This is a genomic window from Bradyrhizobium sp. Kon69 (genome assembly GCF_055807515.1).
In genome coordinates, this window is sequence record NZ_JBVVOS010000037.1 from 34,254 (window position 1) to 53,614 (window position 19,361).

Genomic DNA, 19,361 nt, shown 5'->3' on the forward strand with positions numbered 1-19,361 from the left:
GATCGCTTAGTCCAGCGCCAGCACAGGCTTGATCAGCTCGCCGTTGGCGAACCGCGCGAAGTTTTCAGGGAGATCCGAAAGACCGAACTCGCCGTCAACGAGGACGCGGTATTCGTCCTTGTATTTGCGCAGCAGCTCGACATTCTGCTCGAAATCCGAGACCGGGAAGTAGAAGGTCCGGATCATGTAAAAATCCTTGCGGCGGAATACCTTGCCCTCCTCGATGGTCCATGGCGCGGCGTTCTCGCCGACCAGCACCAGCGCGCCGCGCGGCAAGACGAGCTCGATGCCGAGATTGCGCGCCGCATGGGCGCCCGAGCATTCCATGATGAGCGCGAAGCGCTTCGAGGTGTCGCCGACCGGGTGCGGCTTCGCGCCGAAGGACTGTGCGATCTTCAGCCGCGCCGGATTGGGATCGGCGACATGAATGTCGTTGTAGCCAAGCGCGCGAAGCGCCAGCACGACGCCGAGACCGACAGGCCCCGCCCCCATCACGAGGGCCGGACCGGCCTCGTTCGCCGGCACCACGCGGCTGACGAACCGTACGGCGTGACCGGATGTGCCGATGGTGTCGAGCAACAGCGGCGCGAGGCTGTCCTCGATATCATTGGGTACCGGCAGCAAACAATTTTCCGGCACGGGCACGTATTCGGCATAGCCGCCCGGCCTGTTCCAGCCGATCAGGCTGGAGACCTCGAGGCACATCTGGGTATCGCCGCGCTTGCAGGCGGCACAGTGATCGCAGTGCAAGGGAATGTAGACGGCGCAGCGGCGGCCATGCAGACCGTGGCCTGGCTGCTCGACGACGCCAAAGATCTCGTGGCCGGCGGTGAACTCGGCGCCCTTGTGCCAGAGCTTGAAGTCTGAGCCGCACAGCGCCGTTCGCGAGACACGGACCAGCACCTCGCCGGCGCCGATTTCGGGCATCGCCACAGGCTCGATGGTGATTCGGTCGCCGCCGTGGAAGACCGCGGCCTGCATGATCGAATTCGAGCGGGGAGACATATTCATCAAATACCTAGCCTTTCACCGCGCCGAGCGTCAGTCCGGACACCAGCCAGCGCTGAACCAGGGCCGCCAGCACCAGCGGCGGCAATGCGATGAGCGTCGCCGCGGCCATGAGGGCGCCCCATTGCGTCGAGCCTTCGCCGATGAAGTTGAAGGCCGCCGCGATCAGCGTCTTGGTGTCGCCGTTGGAGAGCACCAGCGCAAACAGGAAGTAGTTCCACGAGAAGACGAAGGCGAGGATCGCCGAGACCGCGACGCCCGACGCCACCAGCGGCATCGCGATGCGCCAGAGGATGCGCGTGACGCTGCATCCATCGACTTGCGCAGCCTCGAACACGCTGCGCGGGATGGCATCGAACGACGGCAGCAAGACCCAGATCACGATCGGCAGCGTGATGACGGCGTGGCTGAGGATCAACGCGGTGTAGGAGCCGATCATGCCGATTTGCCGGAACATGACGTACCACGGCAGCAGGAACAGCGTGCCGGGCGCCATGCGCGCCGCCAGCGTCAGGATTGCCGGCCACGTAATCCGGGTCCAGGAGACCGCGAAGGCGGCGGGAATCCCGAACAGCAGCCCGAGCGAGGTCGAACCGACGGTAACGATGAGGCTGTTGAGCGCATAACTCAGGAACGGAGTGGTCCTGGTCAGCTCGGCGTAATTCTCCAGCGTCGGTGTGAAGACCAGCGTCGGCGGATAGGCGGTGACCTCGAAGGACGGCTTGAACGAAGACAGCACCATCCAGACCGTCGGCGCCATGATGATGATGCCGGCGAGCACGAGCTGCACCGTGTTGAGCCAGCGGATCCAGCGGTCGGTGTTGGCGGCATCGTTCATGACATCACCACGCCACTGCGCCCCGCAGGCGGTTGAAGGCGAGCACGGCGCCGAACACGATCGCCGTCAGTGTCAGCATCAGGGCGCTGGCATAGCCGATGTTGAAGAACTCGAAACCGACCCGGAACCCATAAATGTTGAGCGTGTTCGAGGCGTTGCCCGGGCCGCCCTGGGTGGTGATGTAGATGATGTCAAAGAAGCGCAGGAGATCGACGCTGCGCAGGATCGCGGCAGTGACAATGGTCGGCAGCAGCAGCGGCAGCGTGATACGCTGAAATGTCTTGAATGGGGATGCGCCATCGATCTGGGCAGCCTCGTAGACACTCGGCGGCAGGGATTGCAGCCCGCCCAGCACGATCAGAGCGACATAAGGCGTCCACTGCCAGCTGTCGATCAGCGCCACCGTCGGAATGACCAGGGACGGCGAGGCCAGCCAGTCCGACGGGGGCAGGCCGAACGACTGCAGGACATAGTTGGCGGAACCCAGCGAGGGATCGAGGATTACCAGCCACATCATGCCGGCGACCACCGGCGGCATCATGAACGGCGAAATGAACAACGAGCGCACGATGCCCGGTAGCCGCTTGGCGTGGAACAGCACCAACGCCAGCCAGACGCCGAAGACGAGTTGCAGCACTAGCGACAGGACGAAGAGGGCTATGGTGATCCACAGCCCGTGCCAGAATTCGTAATCGGAGATCAGCTTGGAATAATTGGCAAGCCCTGCAAAGGACTGCTTGCCGGTCGAGGAAAACGTCTGGAAGCCTAGCCAAATCGTATAGACGACCGGAAACGCGATCATCGCAACCGTGAAGATCACGGCCGGCGCCGAAAGTGCCGCCATTTCCAGCTTCTGCCGGTCCTGCGTGAGTGTCGCAGCCGAGTCAGACATCCGTTCGCGTCCTCACGTGGGGGGAAATGCCGGCATGCAGCGAGCCTGCCGGCATGAAGCCGTTACTTCTGGGCGATCAGCGCATCGAGCGCCTTGTCGGCATCCGCGCAGGCCTGGTCGATCGGCTTTTGCTTGAGGATCAGGTCCTGCACCGCCTGGCCGATGAACTCGCGCGATTCCGGATTGGCGACGATGGGATAGCCGACCTCGGAGGAACCCTTGGTGGCGAGCACGTCGAGAGCGGCCTGCCATTCCTTGCGCACCGGCTCCTCATCGATCCATTTACGATACTCCGGATCCTTGGCGACCGATGGACGCGGCGGGGCAATGCCCTGGAGCGCCATCTTCTTCTGCACCTCGGGGCTGGTCGCCCACTGCACGAAATACCAGGCCGCATCCGGCTGCTTGCTGTGCGAGGATACCGCCATGCCCCAGCCGATCGTGGTCGGCACCTGGCCGGCCTCCCCCGCCGGGAACGGCAGAAGACCGGTGTCCTTCAACCGCGCGCCACCGTCCATGACGGTGCGAAGCTCGTTGGACGATTCGAACGCCATTGCGGCGCGGCCGCTGCGATAGAGTGCCGAAATCTGCTGGAAGCTGTAATTGACGACGCCAGGCGGACCGAAGTCGCGCAGCAGCCGGCTATAGGTTTCGAGCGCTTCCTTGCCCTTGGCGGAGCACAGGTTCGACTTTCCGTCGGCGATATAGGTGCCGCCGACATTGTGCAGCATGTTGCTGAAGGTGTAGGCGACCGCGGGCTTGAGGCCGCGCGAGACGAACGGCGTCACCGCGCTGTCGCAGGTCTTGATCTTTTCGGCGGCGGCTTCGACGTCCTTGATGGTCTTCGGCGCCTCGAGACCGCACTTCTTGAAGATGTCGGTGCGGTAATAGAAGATCGGCCCTTCGAGATTCATCGGCATGCTGGTGAGCTTGCCGTTGAAGGTCGCGGCCTTCAGCAGGGCCTGGCTGAGCCCGGCCGGATCGTAGTCCTTGGCAACCTCGTTCTTGGCCATCGTGGTGAGGTCGGCATACCAGCCGCCGGCGGCGAACTGCTCGCCCTCGCGCGAGAGCAGCGTCATGAACACGTCAACCTCATCGCTGTTCGCATTCATGACGGTCACCAGACGCTGGCGCATCTGCTGTTCCTGATAACCGTCGACCTTGAGGGTCATGCCGGTCAGCTTCTCGAAATCGACCTTGTAGGTCAGGAGCGCCTGCGCGACCGGATTGTTGTTGGCGAGAAAGGTGACGGTCTTGCCCTTGAACTTCATCCAGTCGAAATCGGCGGCGTGCGAGGGCGCGCCAACAGCGGCGATCGCGAGAACGGGCAACGCGAGATGCGTCGCGAGCATCCTGGCCTTCATTGGACTCTCCTCCCGGCTGGCCGCCTTAAGCTGGCGGACCATTTTGAACACGTTCGTGCACATCTGAAAACGGTTACAAAATAGACCTCACGCTCGCCGTGTCAAGCGATGGACAAACTGCGTGATCTGCGGCAAATACATGCGATTACCACCACCGCACGGGTTTGCGGCGCAACATGTACCGTTACATTCATGGGACTGACCGACGCCAAGTCTGTGAAACAAGGCATCCGCGCCGTAGCCGCCCGCGCCGGCGTCTCAACCGCATCGGTCTCTCGTGCCCTCAACAATCCGGATGCGGTGAGCCCATCTCTGCGCGTGCGCATCGAACAGGCGATTGACGCGCTTGGCTACATCCCGCATGCGCCCGCGCGCATCCTGTCCTCACGTCGCTCGCGCACCCTTGGCGCGATCGTGCCGACCATCGACAACACGATGTTCGCGCGCGGCATCGCTTCGCTGCAGCACTATCTGTCGTCGGTCGGATACATGCTGTTCCTCACGACGAGCGGCTACGATCTTGACGTCGAATTGCAGCAGGCGCGCAATCTGATCAGCCGCGGCGTCGACGGCCTGGTGCTGCGCGGCGACTGCCATCACGACGGCTTGCGCAAGCTGCTCGCGGACAACGCGGTGCCGTTCATCAATGTCGGCATATACCAGCCCGACCGGCCCTACCCTTGCGTCGGCACCGACAACGAAACGGCCGCCCATCGCGCCGCCGCCCATGTCATCGAACTCGGCCATCGCCGCATCGGGATCGTCTCGGCTCTCCAGCGCAACAACGACCGTGCCAGCGCTCGCGTTGCCGGCTTTCGCCGCGCGCTGACCGAGAGCGGCCTCGAACTGCCGTCGCAATGGCATGTCGAGGTGCCCTATACGCTGGACGACGCCCGCGAAGCGGCGCGCTATCTCCTGGGGCTCAAGGATCGTCCCACAGCCGTAGTGTGCGGCAACGACGTCATCGCCTACGGCGTGCTGCTCGAGGCGGAACGCAGCGGCTTTTCGGTACCACGCGATCTGTCGGTCGTTGGGTTCGACGATCTCGACTGGAGCCGCCATCTGCGACCGAGCCTGACCACGATTCACGTTCCGACCGGAGAAACCTGGCAACGCGCCGGCGAATATCTGGTGCGCAGCCTCGCCGGCGAGCAGACCATCATGCACCGCGAGATCGACTTTTCACTGGTGGTCCGCGAGTCGACGGCGCCACCTCCAAAATCCCTGAAGTGAGACAGTCCCGATGAGTTTGAATTTCTCTCTAGCCTCCGGCTTTCATGCCATCGTGATCGGGGGCGCCGGCGACATTGGCGCAGCAATCAGCAACCAGTTTTGCGATCTCGGCGCGACGGTGACCGCAACTGGCGCCAACGATGCCGATCTCGCCCGCACACTCCTCAAGCCGCGCGCGGGCCTCACGCTCGGGACGCTCGACGTCACCGATGATGCGGCCGTCAAATTCTTCGCCAACAAGTACAAGCGGGTCGACGCGCTCGTCAATTGCGCCGGGATTCTCGCCCGCGACAAAGAATTCGAGATCGAGACTTTCGTGAAGGTTCTCGACGTCAATCTCACCGGCACCTTCCGGACCTGCATGGCTTTTCGCGCGCTGCTTGCGGAGGCAAAGGGATCGATCGTCAACATCGCCTCGATGAACGCGGTTTTGGCGTTACCGCGTATCCCCGCCTATTGCGCCAGTAAGGGTGGCGTCGTGATGTTGACCAAGGCACTCGCCTTGAAGTGGGCCGAAGAGGGCATTCGCGTCAACGCAGTTGCGCCCGGCTATATAGAGACCGCGATCAACGCCGCCGGCCGGACTGATCTCGCGCATTACCAGCGCATCGCCGACCGCACCGCGTTCAAGCGGTGGGGACAGCCGGAAGATATTGCCGGCGCCGTCGCGTTCCTCTGCATGCCGGCGTCGCAATATGCGACCGGTACCGTCGTTGCTGTGGACGGCGGGTTTCTCGCAGGTTGACGTCGCGCGAGCACCGGCGGCTGGACATCAACGGATACGTCAAGCGGCGCATCGTCGGCTTCAAACCATCTCTGGAAGCGAGCGCCGGAGTTCCGAGGCGCGCAAGATGACGTCCTATGGCAACGACGAGCGGCAACCTTGCCGCGGTTGACTTGTTATAACATTTAGGCAAATGTCCTTACTAACCGGAGCGCGAAATCCGGATTTTTGGGAGGACCGTATGACGTCATTCAAGCCGACGCGACGAACGCTCATCAAAACCGGAACCGCGGCAGCGGCTCTAGCGACGTTTGGACCTACTCTTCTCCGACAGGCCGCCGCGCAGGATGCCGACCTCGCGCCGTACAAGTCCGCCAAGATCGACTGGCAGCAGGTATCAGGCGAAACAATCACTGTCGCGGTTATCCCGGCGAGCTACTTCGAAAACCTGATCACGCTGGCGCCTCAGTTCAAGGCGCTGACCGGCATTGATGTCCGTTTTGAAAAGATCCCCCCGGCGCAGATCCGGCAGAAGAGCGTCATCGACCTGACCTCGAAGACCGGTACCTACGCGACCCACGCCGCCGACCCCATGTATTACGCGCTCTACGCCGCGAACAAATGGGTCGAGCCGCTCGACACCTATCTGAAGGACAAGTCGCTGACGGATGAGGCCTGGTTCAAGCTCGATGACATCATTCCGGCCTGGCGCAGCGCCAACGGCATCGACGGCAAACTCTACGGCATGCCCTATGACGGCGAAGTGACCATTCAGGTCTATCGCAAGGATCTCTACGATGCGAAAGGCCTTAAGCCGGCCGATACGCTCGAAGCTTATATGTCGAACGCCGCGGCGTTGAACACGCCAAACGACCGCGTTTGGGGCGCGGCTCTGCGCGGCGTCGCCGGCGCAGGCCAGAACATGTACATCTATCCGTCGATTTTCCGCGAGTTCGGTGGCGACTGGATGAAGGGCGGCAAGCTCACCGTCAACGGTCCCGAGGCCGAGGCGGCGCTCGCCTGGTACGTCGACATCATGAAGAAGTACGCGCCGACGGCAGCGGCGAACTGGAACTGGCCGGATATCGCCGATGCCTTCTCGCAAGGCACCGTCGCCAGTTACATCGACGCGCATTCGTCGGCCTCGGTCATCAACAATCCGGAGAAATCCAAGGTGATCGGCAAGGTCGCCTATGCGCGCTGGCCGAAGGGCCCATCGGGCAAGCGCACCACCTCGATCTGGAATTGGGGTTTTCCAATCAATTCCGCGCTGCCAGAAAAGAAGCGAAAGGCTACTTGGCTTTTCATCCAGTGGGCTGCGAGCGCCGAAACCCAAGCGCGCACCGCGCATCGTTTCGGCGGTCCGACCAAGCGCTCGGGCGTCAACCGCACCTCCGTCTGGAAGGATCCCGACTACATCAAGCTGATGAACGGCTTTGGCGAGAACTTCGTCGAGGCCACGATGGGCGCCCTGCAGGACGACACCGACGTCGACTGGCGTCCGCGCGTGCCGCAATGGCCGGCGATCGGCGACACCATGGCAACCGCGATTCAGTCGGCCCTCTCCGGCCAGGCCACGATCAAGGCCGCATTGGACGATGCGCAGCGTCGTATCGAACCGATGATGCGCGGCTGAGCGTGACTACGTCAGCGGTGACATCGGCTGACATTGCCCGCGAGACGCCTCGCAGCGATTTCGGCCGCGTATTGGCCCAGCGCGAGCGCCGGTTTGCAGCAGCCTTGCTTGCACCGGCCTTTCTTGCCCTGCTCGCCACGACGACGTTCCCGCTGCTCTTCCTGGTCTATACCAGCGCGTTCCGGATGGATCTGGCGATGCCGTTCACCAACGGCTTCGTCGGCTTCGAGAATTACCAGGTGCTCCTCTCCGACGAGCGCTTCTGGACTTCGCTGCTGGTCAGCCTCGTCTACACCGGCTCGACCGTCGCGCTCCAGGTCATCATTGGGCTGGCGCTCGCCTTGCTGGTGATGGACATGAAGCGCGGCCAAGGCTGGTTTCGTGTCATCGCGATCCTGCCTGTGGTGCTGTCGCCGGCCGTGGTCGGCATGATCTGGCGCACTTTCATGCTGGCACCGGAATTCGGGATCGTGGACTTCCTCGCCATCAACGCCGGTCTCGGCAGCAAGAACTGGCTCGGCGATCCCACGCTTGCGATGGTCTCGGTGATCGCAATCCATACCTGGCAATGGACGCCGTTCGCGTTCATGGTGCTGCTGGCCTCGCTGGCCTCACTGCCCGAGGACATCTATGAGGCCGCGCGGCTCGACCGGGCTTCCGCCTGGCAGCGCTTCCGCCGCATCACCCTGCCCTTGCTGCGGCCCGCGATCGTCATGGTCATCATCATGCGGACGATGGTGGCGCTGACGGCGTTTGCTGCGATCTTCACCGTCACCGGCGGCGGCCCCGGGACCGCGACCGAGATCCTCAACCTCTATGCCTACAGGAAATCCTTCACTGAGTTGTCAATCGGGTACGGTGCGGCGCTGGCGGTGGCGCTGCTGATCGTGACCATCATCATCTCCGGCATCCTGTTTGCCCTGCGGAGGGCGAAGTGACGGCAAAGCGCCTCCGCGCCATCGCCCTGCTGGCGATTTCCATCGTCTTCCTGCTGGCCTGGGCTTTCCCGATCATCTGGAGCGTGCTGAATTCGCTCAAGACTGATTCCGATGTGCTCGCCTATCCGCCCAAGCTGGTTTTCTCGCCGACGCTGGAGGCCTATCGCGACGTGCTGTTCGGCTCCGGATCGATCCTCCCGAACCTCCTTTCGAGTGCCATCATCTCGGTCGGCACTACTATCGTGACCATGTTGATGGCGGTGCCTGCGGCCTATGCGCTGGCGCGGCTGCGCTTTCACGGCAAGAAGTTCGCGGGCTTCTATGTCCTGGCGACACAGATGCTGCCGCCAGTCGGCATCATCATCCCCTATTTCTTGGTGCTGAGGAACATCGGCTGGATCGATACCTATCAGGGCATCATCCTGATCTACCTGTCGTTCTCCCTGCCTTTCGCGATCTGGCTGCTGGTATCCTATTTCGAGGACATTCCCTTCGAGATGGAGGAAGCCGCCTATCTCGACGGCGCCAGCAGGCTCAAGACGCTGTGGCGCATCATCATCCCGCAGGTCCGCGGCGGCATCGCCGTCACCGTCGTGTTCGTATTCCTCAATGCCTGGAACGAATTTCTGTTCGCGGTCGTGCTCAGCGGTAACACGGTGCGTCCGGTCACGGTCGCCATGTTCAACTTCGTCTCCGTCGAGCAGACGCTGTGGGCCAAGCTCGCAGCTGTCTCGGTCCTGGCCATGCTTCCTGTCGTCGTGCTCGGAGTAGTCGCGCAGAAGCACATCGTGAAGGGTCTGACGGTCGGTGCAGTCAAAGGCGGAGGGCGCCGATGAGCGGCCAGGGTCGGGTCAGTTTTCGCAACATCGTCAAGATGCACGGCGAGTTCGCCGCGCTTAAGGGCGTCAATTTCGAAATCAAGCCGGGCGAGTTTTTTGCCCTGCTCGGACCGTCCGGCTCCGGCAAGAGCACGACGCTGCGCATCCTTGCCGGTCTCGATGCGCCGACTGCCGGCCGAGTGCTGATCGACGACAAGGACGTCACCTCGACTGACGCGCGCGATCGTGACATCGCCATGGTGTTTCAAAGCTACGCGCTCTATCCGCACATGACCGTCGCCGAGAACATCGCCTTCCCACTCGAGATGGCCAGGCTTCCAAAGGCCGAGACTGCTTCCGCCGTGCAAGAAGCAGCCAGAAAAGTGAAGATCGACCACCTTCTGGACCGGAAGCCGGGCCAGCTCTCGGGCGGTCAGCAGCAGCGCTGCGCACTCGCCCGCGCGATCGTGCGCAAGGCGCGCTTGTTCCTGCTCGACGAACCCCTCTCCAACCTTGACGCCAAGCTTCGGCTGGAGACCCGGGCCGAATTAAAGAAGTTGCAGCGCTCCCTGGGCGTCACCGCGGTCTACGTCACCCATGACCAGGAAGAGGCCATGACGCTAGCCGACCGCATGGCGGTGTTCATGTCAGGCGAGATCCAGCAGATCGGCACGCCCGCAGAAGTGTTCGCGCGCCCGAACTCGATTGATATCGCCGGCTTCATCGGCAATCCCCCGATGAACCTCGTCCCCGCCCGTTATGTCGACGGCGACGTGATCATTGCCGGGCATCGTCTCAAGACGACGACCACAACCGCGGGCGAGCGTGATGTGGTGGTCGGGCTTCGTCCCGGCGCCCTGCGCATGACGGAGGGCGGAATTGGCGCGCGCGTCGACCTGATCGAGGACCTCGGAGATACCGCCGTGCTCGACCTCGACTGCGCCGGCACCATGATCCGCATGCGCGTCAGCGACGGCAACATCCCCAGCGAAGGCGAGACCATCTCGATCACCACCCGTCCCCAGGACATTCATTTGTTCGATCCCACGACCCGCATGCGGCTCTGACACCATGGCTGTTCAAACCCACAAGAAGAACTCCGCTCCGCTCGGCAGCGATGTCGCGGAAGGCTCGACGCCCCTGCACGTCCAGATTCGCGAGTCCATTCGCAGTCAGGTTCGGGACGGCAAGCTGATCGACGCCACCGGCCGCCTGATGACCGAGGCCGAGCTCGGCCGTCATTTCAGCGTCAGCCGCATTACCATCCGCAATGCCATTGCGCCGCTGGTGAACGAAGGCATGTTCGACCGTTCACGCGGCCGCGGCACATTCCTGCGCTCGAACCAGCCCGAGAACTGGGTCGGCCGCCTCATGGGCTTTTCGGAGACCATCCGCGACGCCGGCTACCATGCCGGCGCCAGGATTTTGCAGCAAGGCATGACCAATCGCCACGATGCCGCCGTTCGCGAGCAGCTGCGCGAGCGCGCCGTCTGGCAACTCAAGCGTCTGCGGCTCGCGGACGAAACGCCAATCGCGATCGAGCACGCCTTCTATCCGCCGGAGATCGGTCTCGAGCTCGAAAAGCGCGACCTGGTCTCGATTATCATGTACCGCGTCTTCGAGGACGAGCTCGGCCTCACCATCAAGGATGCGCAGCAGACGATCAGCGCCGACCTTGCCGACGCCGGCAGCGCAAAACTGCTTGGCGTGAAGGTCGGCTCGCCTCTGCTCGCCATCGAACGCGTCACCTTCGGCAGGGAAGGACGGGCGCTGGAACTTCTGCGCGCCGTCTACCTGCCAAAATATTTCCGCCTCAGCATCAGCCTGACGCGTCGCCATTCCTGACAACGCCACACGTCAATAACGAGGACATAAAACATGCCGAATGGCGCAAAGACCTCTGATAGGCCCAACATCCTGCTCATCCTCAATGACGACATGGGCTTTTCGGACATCGGCTGTTACGGCGGCGAGATCCAGACGCCGAACCTCGATCGTCTTGCGGCGAACGGGCTGCGTTACTCACAGTTCTACAACACCGCGCGCTGCAGTCCGTCTCGCGCTTCGCTGCTCACCGGCCTGCATCCGCACCAGACCGGCATCGGCATCCTCACCTACAGCAACGGACCGGAAGGCTATGCCGGCAATCTGAACAAGAGTTGCGTGACAATCGCCGAAGCGCTCAAGAGCAGGAATTATACGAGCTATCTCAGCGGCAAATGGCACATCGCCAGCAGCCTCACCGAGCCGACCGACGCCTGGCCGATGCAGCGCGGCTTCGACCATTTCTATGGCACCATCATCGGTGCCGGCAGCTTCTATCACCCGAATACGCTAACCCGCGGCAACGACAATATCGAACAGGAGCCGGTTAAGGACCCGTCGTTCTTCTATACGGATGCGATCAGCGACCAGGCTGCCGCCTTCATTCGCCAGCACAACGCAGAAAAACCCGACGCGCCGTTCTTCCAGTACGTCGCCTACACTGCCCCGCACTGGCCGCTCCACGCCCATGACGAGGACATAGCAAAATACAAGGGCCGCTTCGACGTCGGCTGGGACAAGCTGCGCGAGGAGCGCCTCAAGCGCCTCATCGAGGATGGCATCATCCATCCGAACTGGCGCCTGACCGACCGCGACCCGACCCAGCCCGCGTGGACAGATGCCGAGCAGCGCGAATGGACGCTGCGCTGCATGGAGGTGTACGCAGCCCAGATCGACCGGATGGACCAGGGCATCGGACGTATCCTGAAGGCGCTGGAAGAAACCGGCCAGATCGACAACACGCTGATCATCTTCCTCTCGGACAATGGCGCCTGCGCCGAAGACATTCCGGAAGGCGTCACTGCGAAGGAGTTGGTCGACCAGCTCATGATCGCGCAGGCAAAGACCCGCGACGGCAGGCCGGTGCGTTTCGGCAACGATCCAACCCTTATGCCCGGCGGCGAGGACACCTATCAGAGCTACGGCACCGCCTGGGCCAATCTCTCCAACACCCCGTTCCGGCTCTACAAGCACTGGGTTCACGAGGGCGGTATCGCCACGCCGTTCATTGTGCACTGGCCGCGCGGCATCTCCGAAAAGGGCGGCCTGCGGCATAATCCAAGCCAGCTCACCGACGTGATGGCAACCATTCTTGACGTCACCGGTTCCACCTACCCCAGTGAATACAACGGCAACACTATTTTGCCCTGCGAGGGCGAGAGCCTGGTGCCATCATTCGGGGCAGCTTATGGCAGTCGGGGCCCGCTGTTCTGGGAGCACGAAGGCAATGCGGCTGTGCGCACCGGCAAGTGGAAGCTGGTGCGGAAATATCCCGGCCCCTGGGAACTCTACGACATGGAAACCGATCGCACCGAGATGAACGATCTGGCCGCGCAGCATCCGGATCGCGTCCACGAGATGGCGGCGCAGTATCAGCAATGGGCCAATCGCTGTGGCGTGATCCCGCGCGAGAAGATTCTCGAACTGATGAAGGCTGAGGGCGGCACGGCCTTTTGGGAGGAAGAGAAGCAGACGTAGGACATGACGAAGGATCGCTCGCACTGTTGCACCGAGAGCGCCGCCGACAAGGGGCCGGCGACGGGCAACGATGCGCAGACAGCGATCCTTCCCAGTCCAACCCCGATCCCGCGCCGCTGGAGCTCACTGATCGTCGGAACCTTCCACATGGGATCTGCCGACAGGGGCTTCGTTGAAGATGGCGAAGGCCCGGTGCGGCCCGTCACGCTGTCGCCGTTCGCTATTGCCTGTCACGCCGTAAGCAATCTGCAGTTCGGCGACTTCGTCCGAGCCACAGGCTACACGACCGAAGCCGAGCGCTACGGCTGGAGTTTCGTCTTCGCGGGGCTCCTGCCGGAAGAGACGCGCACCGCGCAAACGGCGCGCGTTCGCGAAACGCCCTGGTGGATTCGGGTGTTGCATGCTTACTGGGCGCAACCGGAGGGCCCGTCGAGCAGCATTCTGGACCGGCTCGATCATCCGGTCGTCCATGTCTCCTGGAATGACGCTCAGGCCTATTGCGCGTGGGCGGGCACGCGGCTTCCCACCGAAGCGGAATGGGAGATGGCCGCACGCGGCGGGTTGGACCAGGCCACCTATCCGTGGGGCGATGAGCTTCAGCCAGGCGGCGAGCATCGTTGCAACATCTGGCAGGGCGATTTTCCGAGCCGCAACACTCTGGACGACGGCTATCTTGGCACGTCGCCCGTCCACGCTTTTGCGCCGAACGGATACGGCCTGCACAACGTCGCCGGCAATGTCTGGGAATGGTGTGAGGACTACTTTTCGCCGAGTTATCACCGCCTCACAACATCTCACGATCCCTTGAATGGCGAACTAGCCCCGAACCGCTCGATGCGCGGCGGATCCTTCCTTTGCCACGAATCCTACTGCAACCGCTACCGCGTCGCGGCGCGAAGCTCCAATTCACCCGATTCGTCATCGAGTAACATCGGCTTCCGTGTCGCGCGCGCTGAACCCCCGCGGGATCCGGCATAGGATGGCGCCAGCCCCACATGCCGGGAAGCCGGCTCAAGCTGCCGGCATCCGTTTGCTGCCGCTCTTTCTGCGCAACTTCGTGCGCAATCGCGAGACCGGCCTTGTGCTGGTCGCCATTGTCATCGGACTGCTCAGCGGCGTTCTCGTCGCCACCATCTCGGGCCTCAGCCAGGTTTCACATGCGCTGCTGTTCGATATTCCCTTCGACGCACATCTCAGCGCCACCGGGGTGATCTCCTGGCAGCGAACGCTGCTGATTCCGATGCTCGGCGGCCTGGTGCTCGCGCTGATCGGGCTTTACTTCGCCCGACGCGTAAAGGGCCAGCAGCTCGCCGACGCGATCGAGGCGAATGCGCTCTATGGCGGCCGGGTATCATTTCGCGGCAGCTTGCTAATCTCGGTTCAGACCCTGCTCTCCAACGGCTTCGGCGGGTCGGTCGGACTGGAGGCCGGCTACACGCAGATCTGCGCGATGTTCGGTTCTCATGTCGGCCAGCGCCTCGCCGCACGACGTAACGACATGCGGCTCCTGGTCGCCTGCGGCGCCGCGGGTGCAATCAGCGCAGCGTTTTCTGCACCTCTGGCCGGCGCCTTCTACGCCTTCGAGGTCGTGCTGGGCGCGTACACCTCCGCCGCACTCGTTCCCGTCATTGCAAGCGCTGTTACTGCGTGGCTGGTTGCGCGGCAATTGACCCACCAGTCGTTCCTGATGGTGCCCGGCTTCCCCTCGCCTGTCTCCGTCGAAATGATCGGGCAGGCCGTGCTGATCGGCGTCATGTGCGCCTTCGTCAGTATTATCGTCATGCTCGCAGTCGCATTCTCGGAACGGTGTTTTCAGCGCATCACGGTATTCAAGGGATTCGTACGGCCAATCCTCGGAGGCCTGCTGCTCGGCGGTCTTGCCCTGCTGACGCCGACCGTGCTGGGCGCCGGCCATGGCGCGATGCAGATCCTTCTCGTCAGCAATCCGACCTGGGTCCTGCTCACCACGACCATTGTGTTCAAGATTCTTGCCTCAGCCATCTCGCTCGGCTCGGGCTTCCGTGGCGGTCTGTTCTTCGCTTCACTACTGCTCGGCGCGCTGATCGGGCAGCTCTACAGCATCGTGCTGACCGGCCTCCTTCCTGCGCTCGCCCTGCAACCGGGCACCGCTGCCATTGCCGCGCTGGCTGCGCTGGGCACCGGTGTGCTGGGCGCGCCGTTCAGCATGGTCTGTCTCGCGCTCGAAATCACCGGCGACTTCTCCGTCACCGTTGGCGCGGTAGTTGCATCATCGGTCTGCGCGCTCATTGTCCGCGAGCTTTTCGGCTACAGCTTTGCGACGTGGCGCTTCCATTTGAGAGGCGAAGTCATCCGTGGCCCGCAGGACATCGGCTGGGCCAGACAAATGAGCGCGGCGTCCCTGATGCGCACGGACTTCGAGAACGCCCCGACGACGATGCCGATCGGCGAGGCGCAAAGGCTGTTTTCGCCGGCGCTGGTCCGGCAGGTCGTACTACTCGATCCCAACGACACTTATGCCGGCATCGTTCCGGCCGCGACGCTGCATTCGGTCGCCAACCGGGACGACGAGCCGCTCGGATCGCTGGCGCAGCAACAGGATGAATGCCTGCTTCCGACTACGTCGGTTCGTGAGATCCTGAAAGCCTTCGAGCGCAGCGAGGCAGACGTCCTGGCAGTCGTTGACCCCGCCGACAGTCGCACAGCAATCGGCACGCTGAGCGAATCTCACGTGCTGCGGACCTATGGCGAAGAACTTGAGCGTCGGAACCAGGAATTGTTTTCCCGCTAGACGGTCAAAATTGAATTTGAGGCTGATGTTGCCGGAAGGTGCTCCGCGCTTGCGGAACATGCTCTACGGCCGCAGGTCCATGTCGATACGTACGAAATCGCCGCGATAGGTGACCTCGCCCAGATAGATCACCGTATGGTCCCGGGTCGTGAAGACACGACGGACTTCGGCGACGGGCGAGTTGAGGGGTACGCGAAGCAGCCGCGCTGCCTCGAGATCGGCGGTGCCGATTGTAAGCGTCTGACGGGCGCTGGCGATCGCGGGATCCCTGAGATCGTTGAGGATCGGGATCACGGTCTCGTTGCGAAAGCGCTTTGGCGACCTGCGAAAGATCTTCTCGTCGAGATAGATGGAAATCACACAGTAAGGCTGCTTCTGGCGTGAGTGCAGGCGGCGCATAAAGACGTATTTCTCGGCCGGCTTGCCGTCTTCGGGAAGCAGCGGCGCATCACTGCGGCTTTCCGAGATGTTGATGATCTCCGGCGAGGTGTCGCGGTACATGTCCGCAAGGTCCGACAGCGTAGTCTCGACCTTGAGCCACCGATCTTGCCGCAAAGAGCCCGTGACAAACGTGCCGCGTCCCTGCTGGGCCCCGATGACGCCGTCGCGGGCAAGCAGCTCGACCGCCTGACGGATCGTGACGCGCGACACCCCGAACTCGGCCGCAAGCTCCTCATTGGCTGGCAGGCGAAAGCCACGGGTCCAGGTGCCGCGCGCAATCCGCTGGCGGAAGATGTCGGCAATCTGCGCGTATTTGGGGACGTGACTGTCGGAATTCAATTCCATCTCGCCTCCGGAAGATCAATGAACCGATCAGGCCATGACAAGAGCTGCACCGCGCTCGCCGATCATCAGGCTGGTCGCGTTGGTGTTCGCCGAAGTGATCTGCGGCATCACCGAGGCATCGATCACGCGGAGCCGCTCGACGCCGCGCACGCGCAGCTGCGGATCGAGCACCGCTCGCTCATCACGGCCCATGCGGCAGGTCCCGACACAGTGAAACACGGTGCCACCCGTGTTGCGCGCAAAATCCCACAGCCCGGCATCGTCCGTTGCTGCATCTCCCGGCACCACCTCGATGTCCCACAGCGGACGAAACGCCTTCTGTTGGTAGATCTCGCGCAGGATGTTCAGGCCCGCAACGATGGTCTTGCGATCGATCTCCTCGGCGAAATAGTTGGGCGCGATCCGCGGCTGCTCGAACGGATCGGTCGAACTGATCGCAAGGCGGCCGCGCGACTTTCCGTGGCATTGCCAGACCGAAGCGGTAAATCCGGAATAGGTGTGAAGGGGCTCACCGGGCTTGTCGACCGACAGTGGCATCACGTTAAACTGCACGTCCGGCCTGCCGCCGACGGCGTATTCGGTGCAGGCTGCGCCCCCCACCTGCCCTGCGCCGACCGTCAACGGGCCACGGCCTGCCAGCATCCATTGCAGGCCCATCTTCGCAAGCTCGACCGGATTTCGGACCTGATTGTTCAGCGAGATCCGCTCCTTCAGGCGGACGATCAGCCGGGCTTGATAGTGGTCCTGAAGATTTGCGCCGACTTCCGGAGCATCGGCAACGACGGGGATGCCGAGCTTGCGCAGTAGATCAGCAGGACCGACGCCGGAAAGCTGGAGGATTTGCGGCGACTGCAGCGCCCCCCCCGACAAAATGACCTCGCGATCGGCTGTCGCGCGGTGCACCTGTCCCTTGCTGATCCATTCGACGCCGGTCGCGACGCGTCCGTTGAAAACCACCTTGCTGACATGCGCATGGGTAATGATGGAGAGGTTTCGACGGCCGGCAACCGGTTGCAGAAACGCAGAGGCGGAGCTGGTCCGCCAGTGACGCCCAATGCCGAGCTGGTAGGTGCCGACGCCGAGCGTGGTTGCGCCGTTGAAGTCCGGATTGCGTGGCAGGCCAAACTGCGCGCCTGCCTCGACCCACGCCCTGGATGCCGGATTGTCATTGCGGAGATCGGAGACCTCGAACTCGCCGAGGCCGCCGTGAAACTGGCTCTCGCCGCCGCGGTAGCGTTCGTAGCGCCGGAAATACGGCAGGACGTCACGATAGCTCCAGCCATCGGCGCCAAGGCGTTCCCAGTCGTCGAAATCCTCGTGCTGGCCGCGGATGAAGATCAGCCCGTTAATCGACGAGGATCCGCCGAGCACACGGCCGCGCGGCCAGACGATGGAACGGCCGCCGCTGCCTTCCGACGGCTCGGTCCTGAACAGGCGCGAGAAACGTTCGTTGTAGATGGTCCGATAGTACCCGACCGGAAGCCGGAGCCAAAAATTCCGGTCCGATCCACCTGCTTCCAGCAGCAGCACGCGGCAGGCGGGATCGGCTGACAAACGGTTTGCGACCACGCAGCCGGCGGAGCCCGCGCCGACGATAATGTAATCGTAGCCCTGCGATGACATCACGCGGTCCGGTACTGTTCGATCGAAGCAAGATCAGGCGTCAGCCCAAGACCTGGCCCGTCGCCGAGTTCGATCGCACCGTCCCGGACCTCAAGCACGGGGCCACAGAAGCGATCGCGCAGCGGGTTCTCATTGCAATCGACCTCCAGCAGCCCGTCTCCGCCGATGCCGGCCAGAAGATGGGCCGATGCGAGAAGTCCGATGCCGGCACCAAGATAATGCGGACAGAACATCTTGCCTGACTGCAGGATATCGCGGGCGATGCCCGCGCAAGCCGAGAGTCCACCCCATTTCGCGATGTCCGGCTGCACCACGCCGAGAATCCGCTCACCCAGCACCTCGGCAAATCCGGCGTGGCTGGCGATGTTCTCGCCGGCCGCTAGCGGAAACCCGATTTTCTGGCGGAGCTCCTTCCACTCCTGCTGCGGGCGGTCGGCGCGGATCGGCTCCTCGAGCCAGCCAAGGCCGAACGCTTCCAGCTGCGGAGCAAGCTCAAGCGCCTGCGCGATGGTCCAGCCCTGGTTAACGTCAGCGGCGAGCAGGCCTTCGCCAACAAGCCGCCGCAGGACCGCCAGATTGGCACGGTCGGCCACGGGATCAAAACCTATCTTCAGCTTCAAGGCGCGGTAGCCGCGCGCGAGGGCTGCCTCTGCGGCTCGCTCTGAGCCGGCTGGGTTGATGCCGCTGGCGTACACCTTGATCTTGCTCCCGGATCCGCCGAGCAACTTCCAAAGCGCAACGTTCTGGCGGCGCGCGTGGAGATCCCAGATCGCAAGATCGATGCCGGCGATCGCCTGCGCGAACGGACCCGCTTCGCCGGATTGCAGTGCGAGCACCGAGGTTCCCTGCGTCAGGCGCTCGAAAGCAGCTGATGGACGTTGCGCCTTGAATCCGACAAGGGCCGGCGCGAGCACCTCGTTGACCAGCCGAACACGATGCTCCGCTCCCGGCGCTGGAAAATTGCACCAGACCTCGCCCCACCCCACGTAACCGTCCGTATCCTCGACGCGAACGAAAACGGCAGGCCGATCCGCCATCCGCCCGAACGAGGTGATGACATCGGTCGTCAAAGGATAGCGATAGCCAAAAGCCTGGACGCTGCGAATGGTGAAAGACGACGATGTCATGCTCAGAAGGCCTGCTATGCCTATGACCAAAGGCGCTCTTGTATGGTCATCCTATTTATAATATGACTTGGAAAAACATCAA

Annotated in this window: 17 protein-coding genes; 10 read left to right on the forward strand and 7 right to left on the reverse strand. The window is 62.8% G+C overall.

The genetic code is table 11. The features are described 5' to 3' along the window. Positions 1 to 6: 6 nt before the first annotated feature. The 4 genes from AC0L3U_RS34385 to AC0L3U_RS34400 form a co-directional block, all read right to left on the reverse strand. A complete protein-coding gene (locus AC0L3U_RS34385) occupies positions 7 to 1,011 on the reverse strand; it encodes a zinc-dependent alcohol dehydrogenase family protein (RefSeq protein ID WP_456768610.1) in 1,005 nt (334 codons plus the stop codon). A 7-nt stretch (positions 1,012 to 1,018) separates the two neighbouring features. Then, a complete protein-coding gene (locus AC0L3U_RS34390) occupies positions 1,019 to 1,846 on the reverse strand; it encodes a carbohydrate ABC transporter permease (protein WP_027519170.1) in 828 nt (275 codons plus the stop codon). Positions 1,847 to 1,850: 4 nt separating this feature from the next. Next, positions 1,851 to 2,738: a carbohydrate ABC transporter permease gene (locus AC0L3U_RS34395; RefSeq protein WP_473364707.1), complete on the reverse strand. Its 888-nt coding sequence runs from the start codon at positions 2,736 to 2,738 to the stop codon at positions 1,851 to 1,853. 62 nt (positions 2,739 to 2,800) lie between these two features. Next, complete coding sequence (locus tag AC0L3U_RS34400) at positions 2,801 to 4,102, reverse strand: ABC transporter substrate-binding protein (RefSeq protein ID WP_473364708.1); 1,302 nt, start codon at positions 4,100 to 4,102, stop codon at positions 2,801 to 2,803. Between the two features lie 192 nt (positions 4,103 to 4,294). Here AC0L3U_RS34400 and AC0L3U_RS34405 point away from each other — a divergent pair, with 192 nt between their 5' ends. The 10 genes from AC0L3U_RS34405 to AC0L3U_RS34450 all read left to right on the forward strand — a co-directional run bounded on the left by AC0L3U_RS34405 (position 4,295) and on the right by AC0L3U_RS34450 (position 15,743). Further along, a complete protein-coding gene (locus AC0L3U_RS34405; protein WP_456768607.1) occupies positions 4,295 to 5,335 on the forward strand; it encodes a LacI family DNA-binding transcriptional regulator in 1,041 nt (346 codons plus the stop codon). Between the two features lie 10 nt (positions 5,336 to 5,345). Then, positions 5,346 to 6,080 (forward strand): SDR family NAD(P)-dependent oxidoreductase, encoded by a 735-nt coding sequence (locus tag AC0L3U_RS34410; protein WP_027519174.1) that lies wholly within the window; start codon positions 5,346 to 5,348, stop codon positions 6,078 to 6,080. A 220-nt stretch (positions 6,081 to 6,300) separates the two neighbouring features. Beyond that, a complete protein-coding gene (locus AC0L3U_RS34415; RefSeq protein ID WP_027519175.1) occupies positions 6,301 to 7,695 on the forward strand; it encodes an ABC transporter substrate-binding protein in 1,395 nt (464 codons plus the stop codon). 2 nt (positions 7,696 to 7,697) lie between these two features. Next, positions 7,698 to 8,633 carry a carbohydrate ABC transporter permease gene (locus AC0L3U_RS34420; protein WP_473288807.1) on the forward strand — a complete coding sequence of 312 codons (936 nt, stop codon included), beginning with the start codon at positions 7,698 to 7,700 and terminating at the stop codon, positions 8,631 to 8,633. After that, positions 8,630 to 9,469 carry a carbohydrate ABC transporter permease gene (locus AC0L3U_RS34425; RefSeq protein WP_473288806.1) on the forward strand — a complete coding sequence of 280 codons (840 nt, stop codon included), beginning with the start codon at positions 8,630 to 8,632 and terminating at the stop codon, positions 9,467 to 9,469. Before AC0L3U_RS34420 ends, AC0L3U_RS34425 begins: the two co-directional genes overlap by 4 nt. Beyond that, positions 9,466 to 10,518, forward strand: a complete 1,053-nt coding sequence (locus AC0L3U_RS34430; RefSeq protein WP_473364709.1) for an ABC transporter ATP-binding protein — start codon at positions 9,466 to 9,468, stop codon at positions 10,516 to 10,518. The genes AC0L3U_RS34425 and AC0L3U_RS34430 overlap by 4 nt, the downstream gene beginning before the upstream one ends. A 4-nt stretch (positions 10,519 to 10,522) precedes the next feature. Further along, a complete protein-coding gene (locus AC0L3U_RS34435) occupies positions 10,523 to 11,296 on the forward strand; it encodes a GntR family transcriptional regulator (protein ID WP_473288804.1) in 774 nt (257 codons plus the stop codon). 33 nt (positions 11,297 to 11,329) lie between these two features. Next, positions 11,330 to 12,973, forward strand: coding sequence for an arylsulfatase (locus tag AC0L3U_RS34440; RefSeq protein WP_473364710.1), 1,644 nt, complete (start codon positions 11,330 to 11,332; stop codon positions 12,971 to 12,973). Between the two features lie 3 nt (positions 12,974 to 12,976). After that, positions 12,977 to 13,951: a formylglycine-generating enzyme family protein gene (locus AC0L3U_RS34445; protein ID WP_473364711.1), complete on the forward strand. Its 975-nt coding sequence runs from the start codon at positions 12,977 to 12,979 to the stop codon at positions 13,949 to 13,951. Position 13,952: 1 nt separating this feature from the next. Then, positions 13,953 to 15,743, forward strand: coding sequence for a chloride channel protein (locus AC0L3U_RS34450; RefSeq protein ID WP_473364712.1), 1,791 nt, complete (start codon positions 13,953 to 13,955; stop codon positions 15,741 to 15,743). Positions 15,744 to 15,806: 63 nt separating this feature from the next. Here AC0L3U_RS34450 and AC0L3U_RS34455 read toward each other — a convergent pair whose 3' ends face one another. The 3 genes from AC0L3U_RS34455 to AC0L3U_RS34465 are packed head-to-tail and all read right to left on the reverse strand — an operon-like array spanning position 15,807 to position 19,279. Continuing rightward, positions 15,807 to 16,529: a GntR family transcriptional regulator gene (locus AC0L3U_RS34455; protein WP_456768598.1), complete on the reverse strand. Its 723-nt coding sequence runs from the start codon at positions 16,527 to 16,529 to the stop codon at positions 15,807 to 15,809. 27 nt (positions 16,530 to 16,556) lie between these two features. Next, positions 16,557 to 18,152: a GMC family oxidoreductase gene (locus AC0L3U_RS34460; RefSeq protein WP_473364713.1), complete on the reverse strand. Its 1,596-nt coding sequence runs from the start codon at positions 18,150 to 18,152 to the stop codon at positions 16,557 to 16,559. Further along, on the reverse strand, positions 18,152 to 19,279 hold the full coding sequence (locus AC0L3U_RS34465) for a mandelate racemase/muconate lactonizing enzyme family protein (protein WP_473364714.1): 1,128 nt from the start codon (positions 19,277 to 19,279) through the stop codon (positions 18,152 to 18,154). The genes AC0L3U_RS34460 and AC0L3U_RS34465 overlap by 1 nt, the downstream gene beginning before the upstream one ends. Between the last annotated feature and the right edge of the window lie 82 nt (positions 19,280 to 19,361).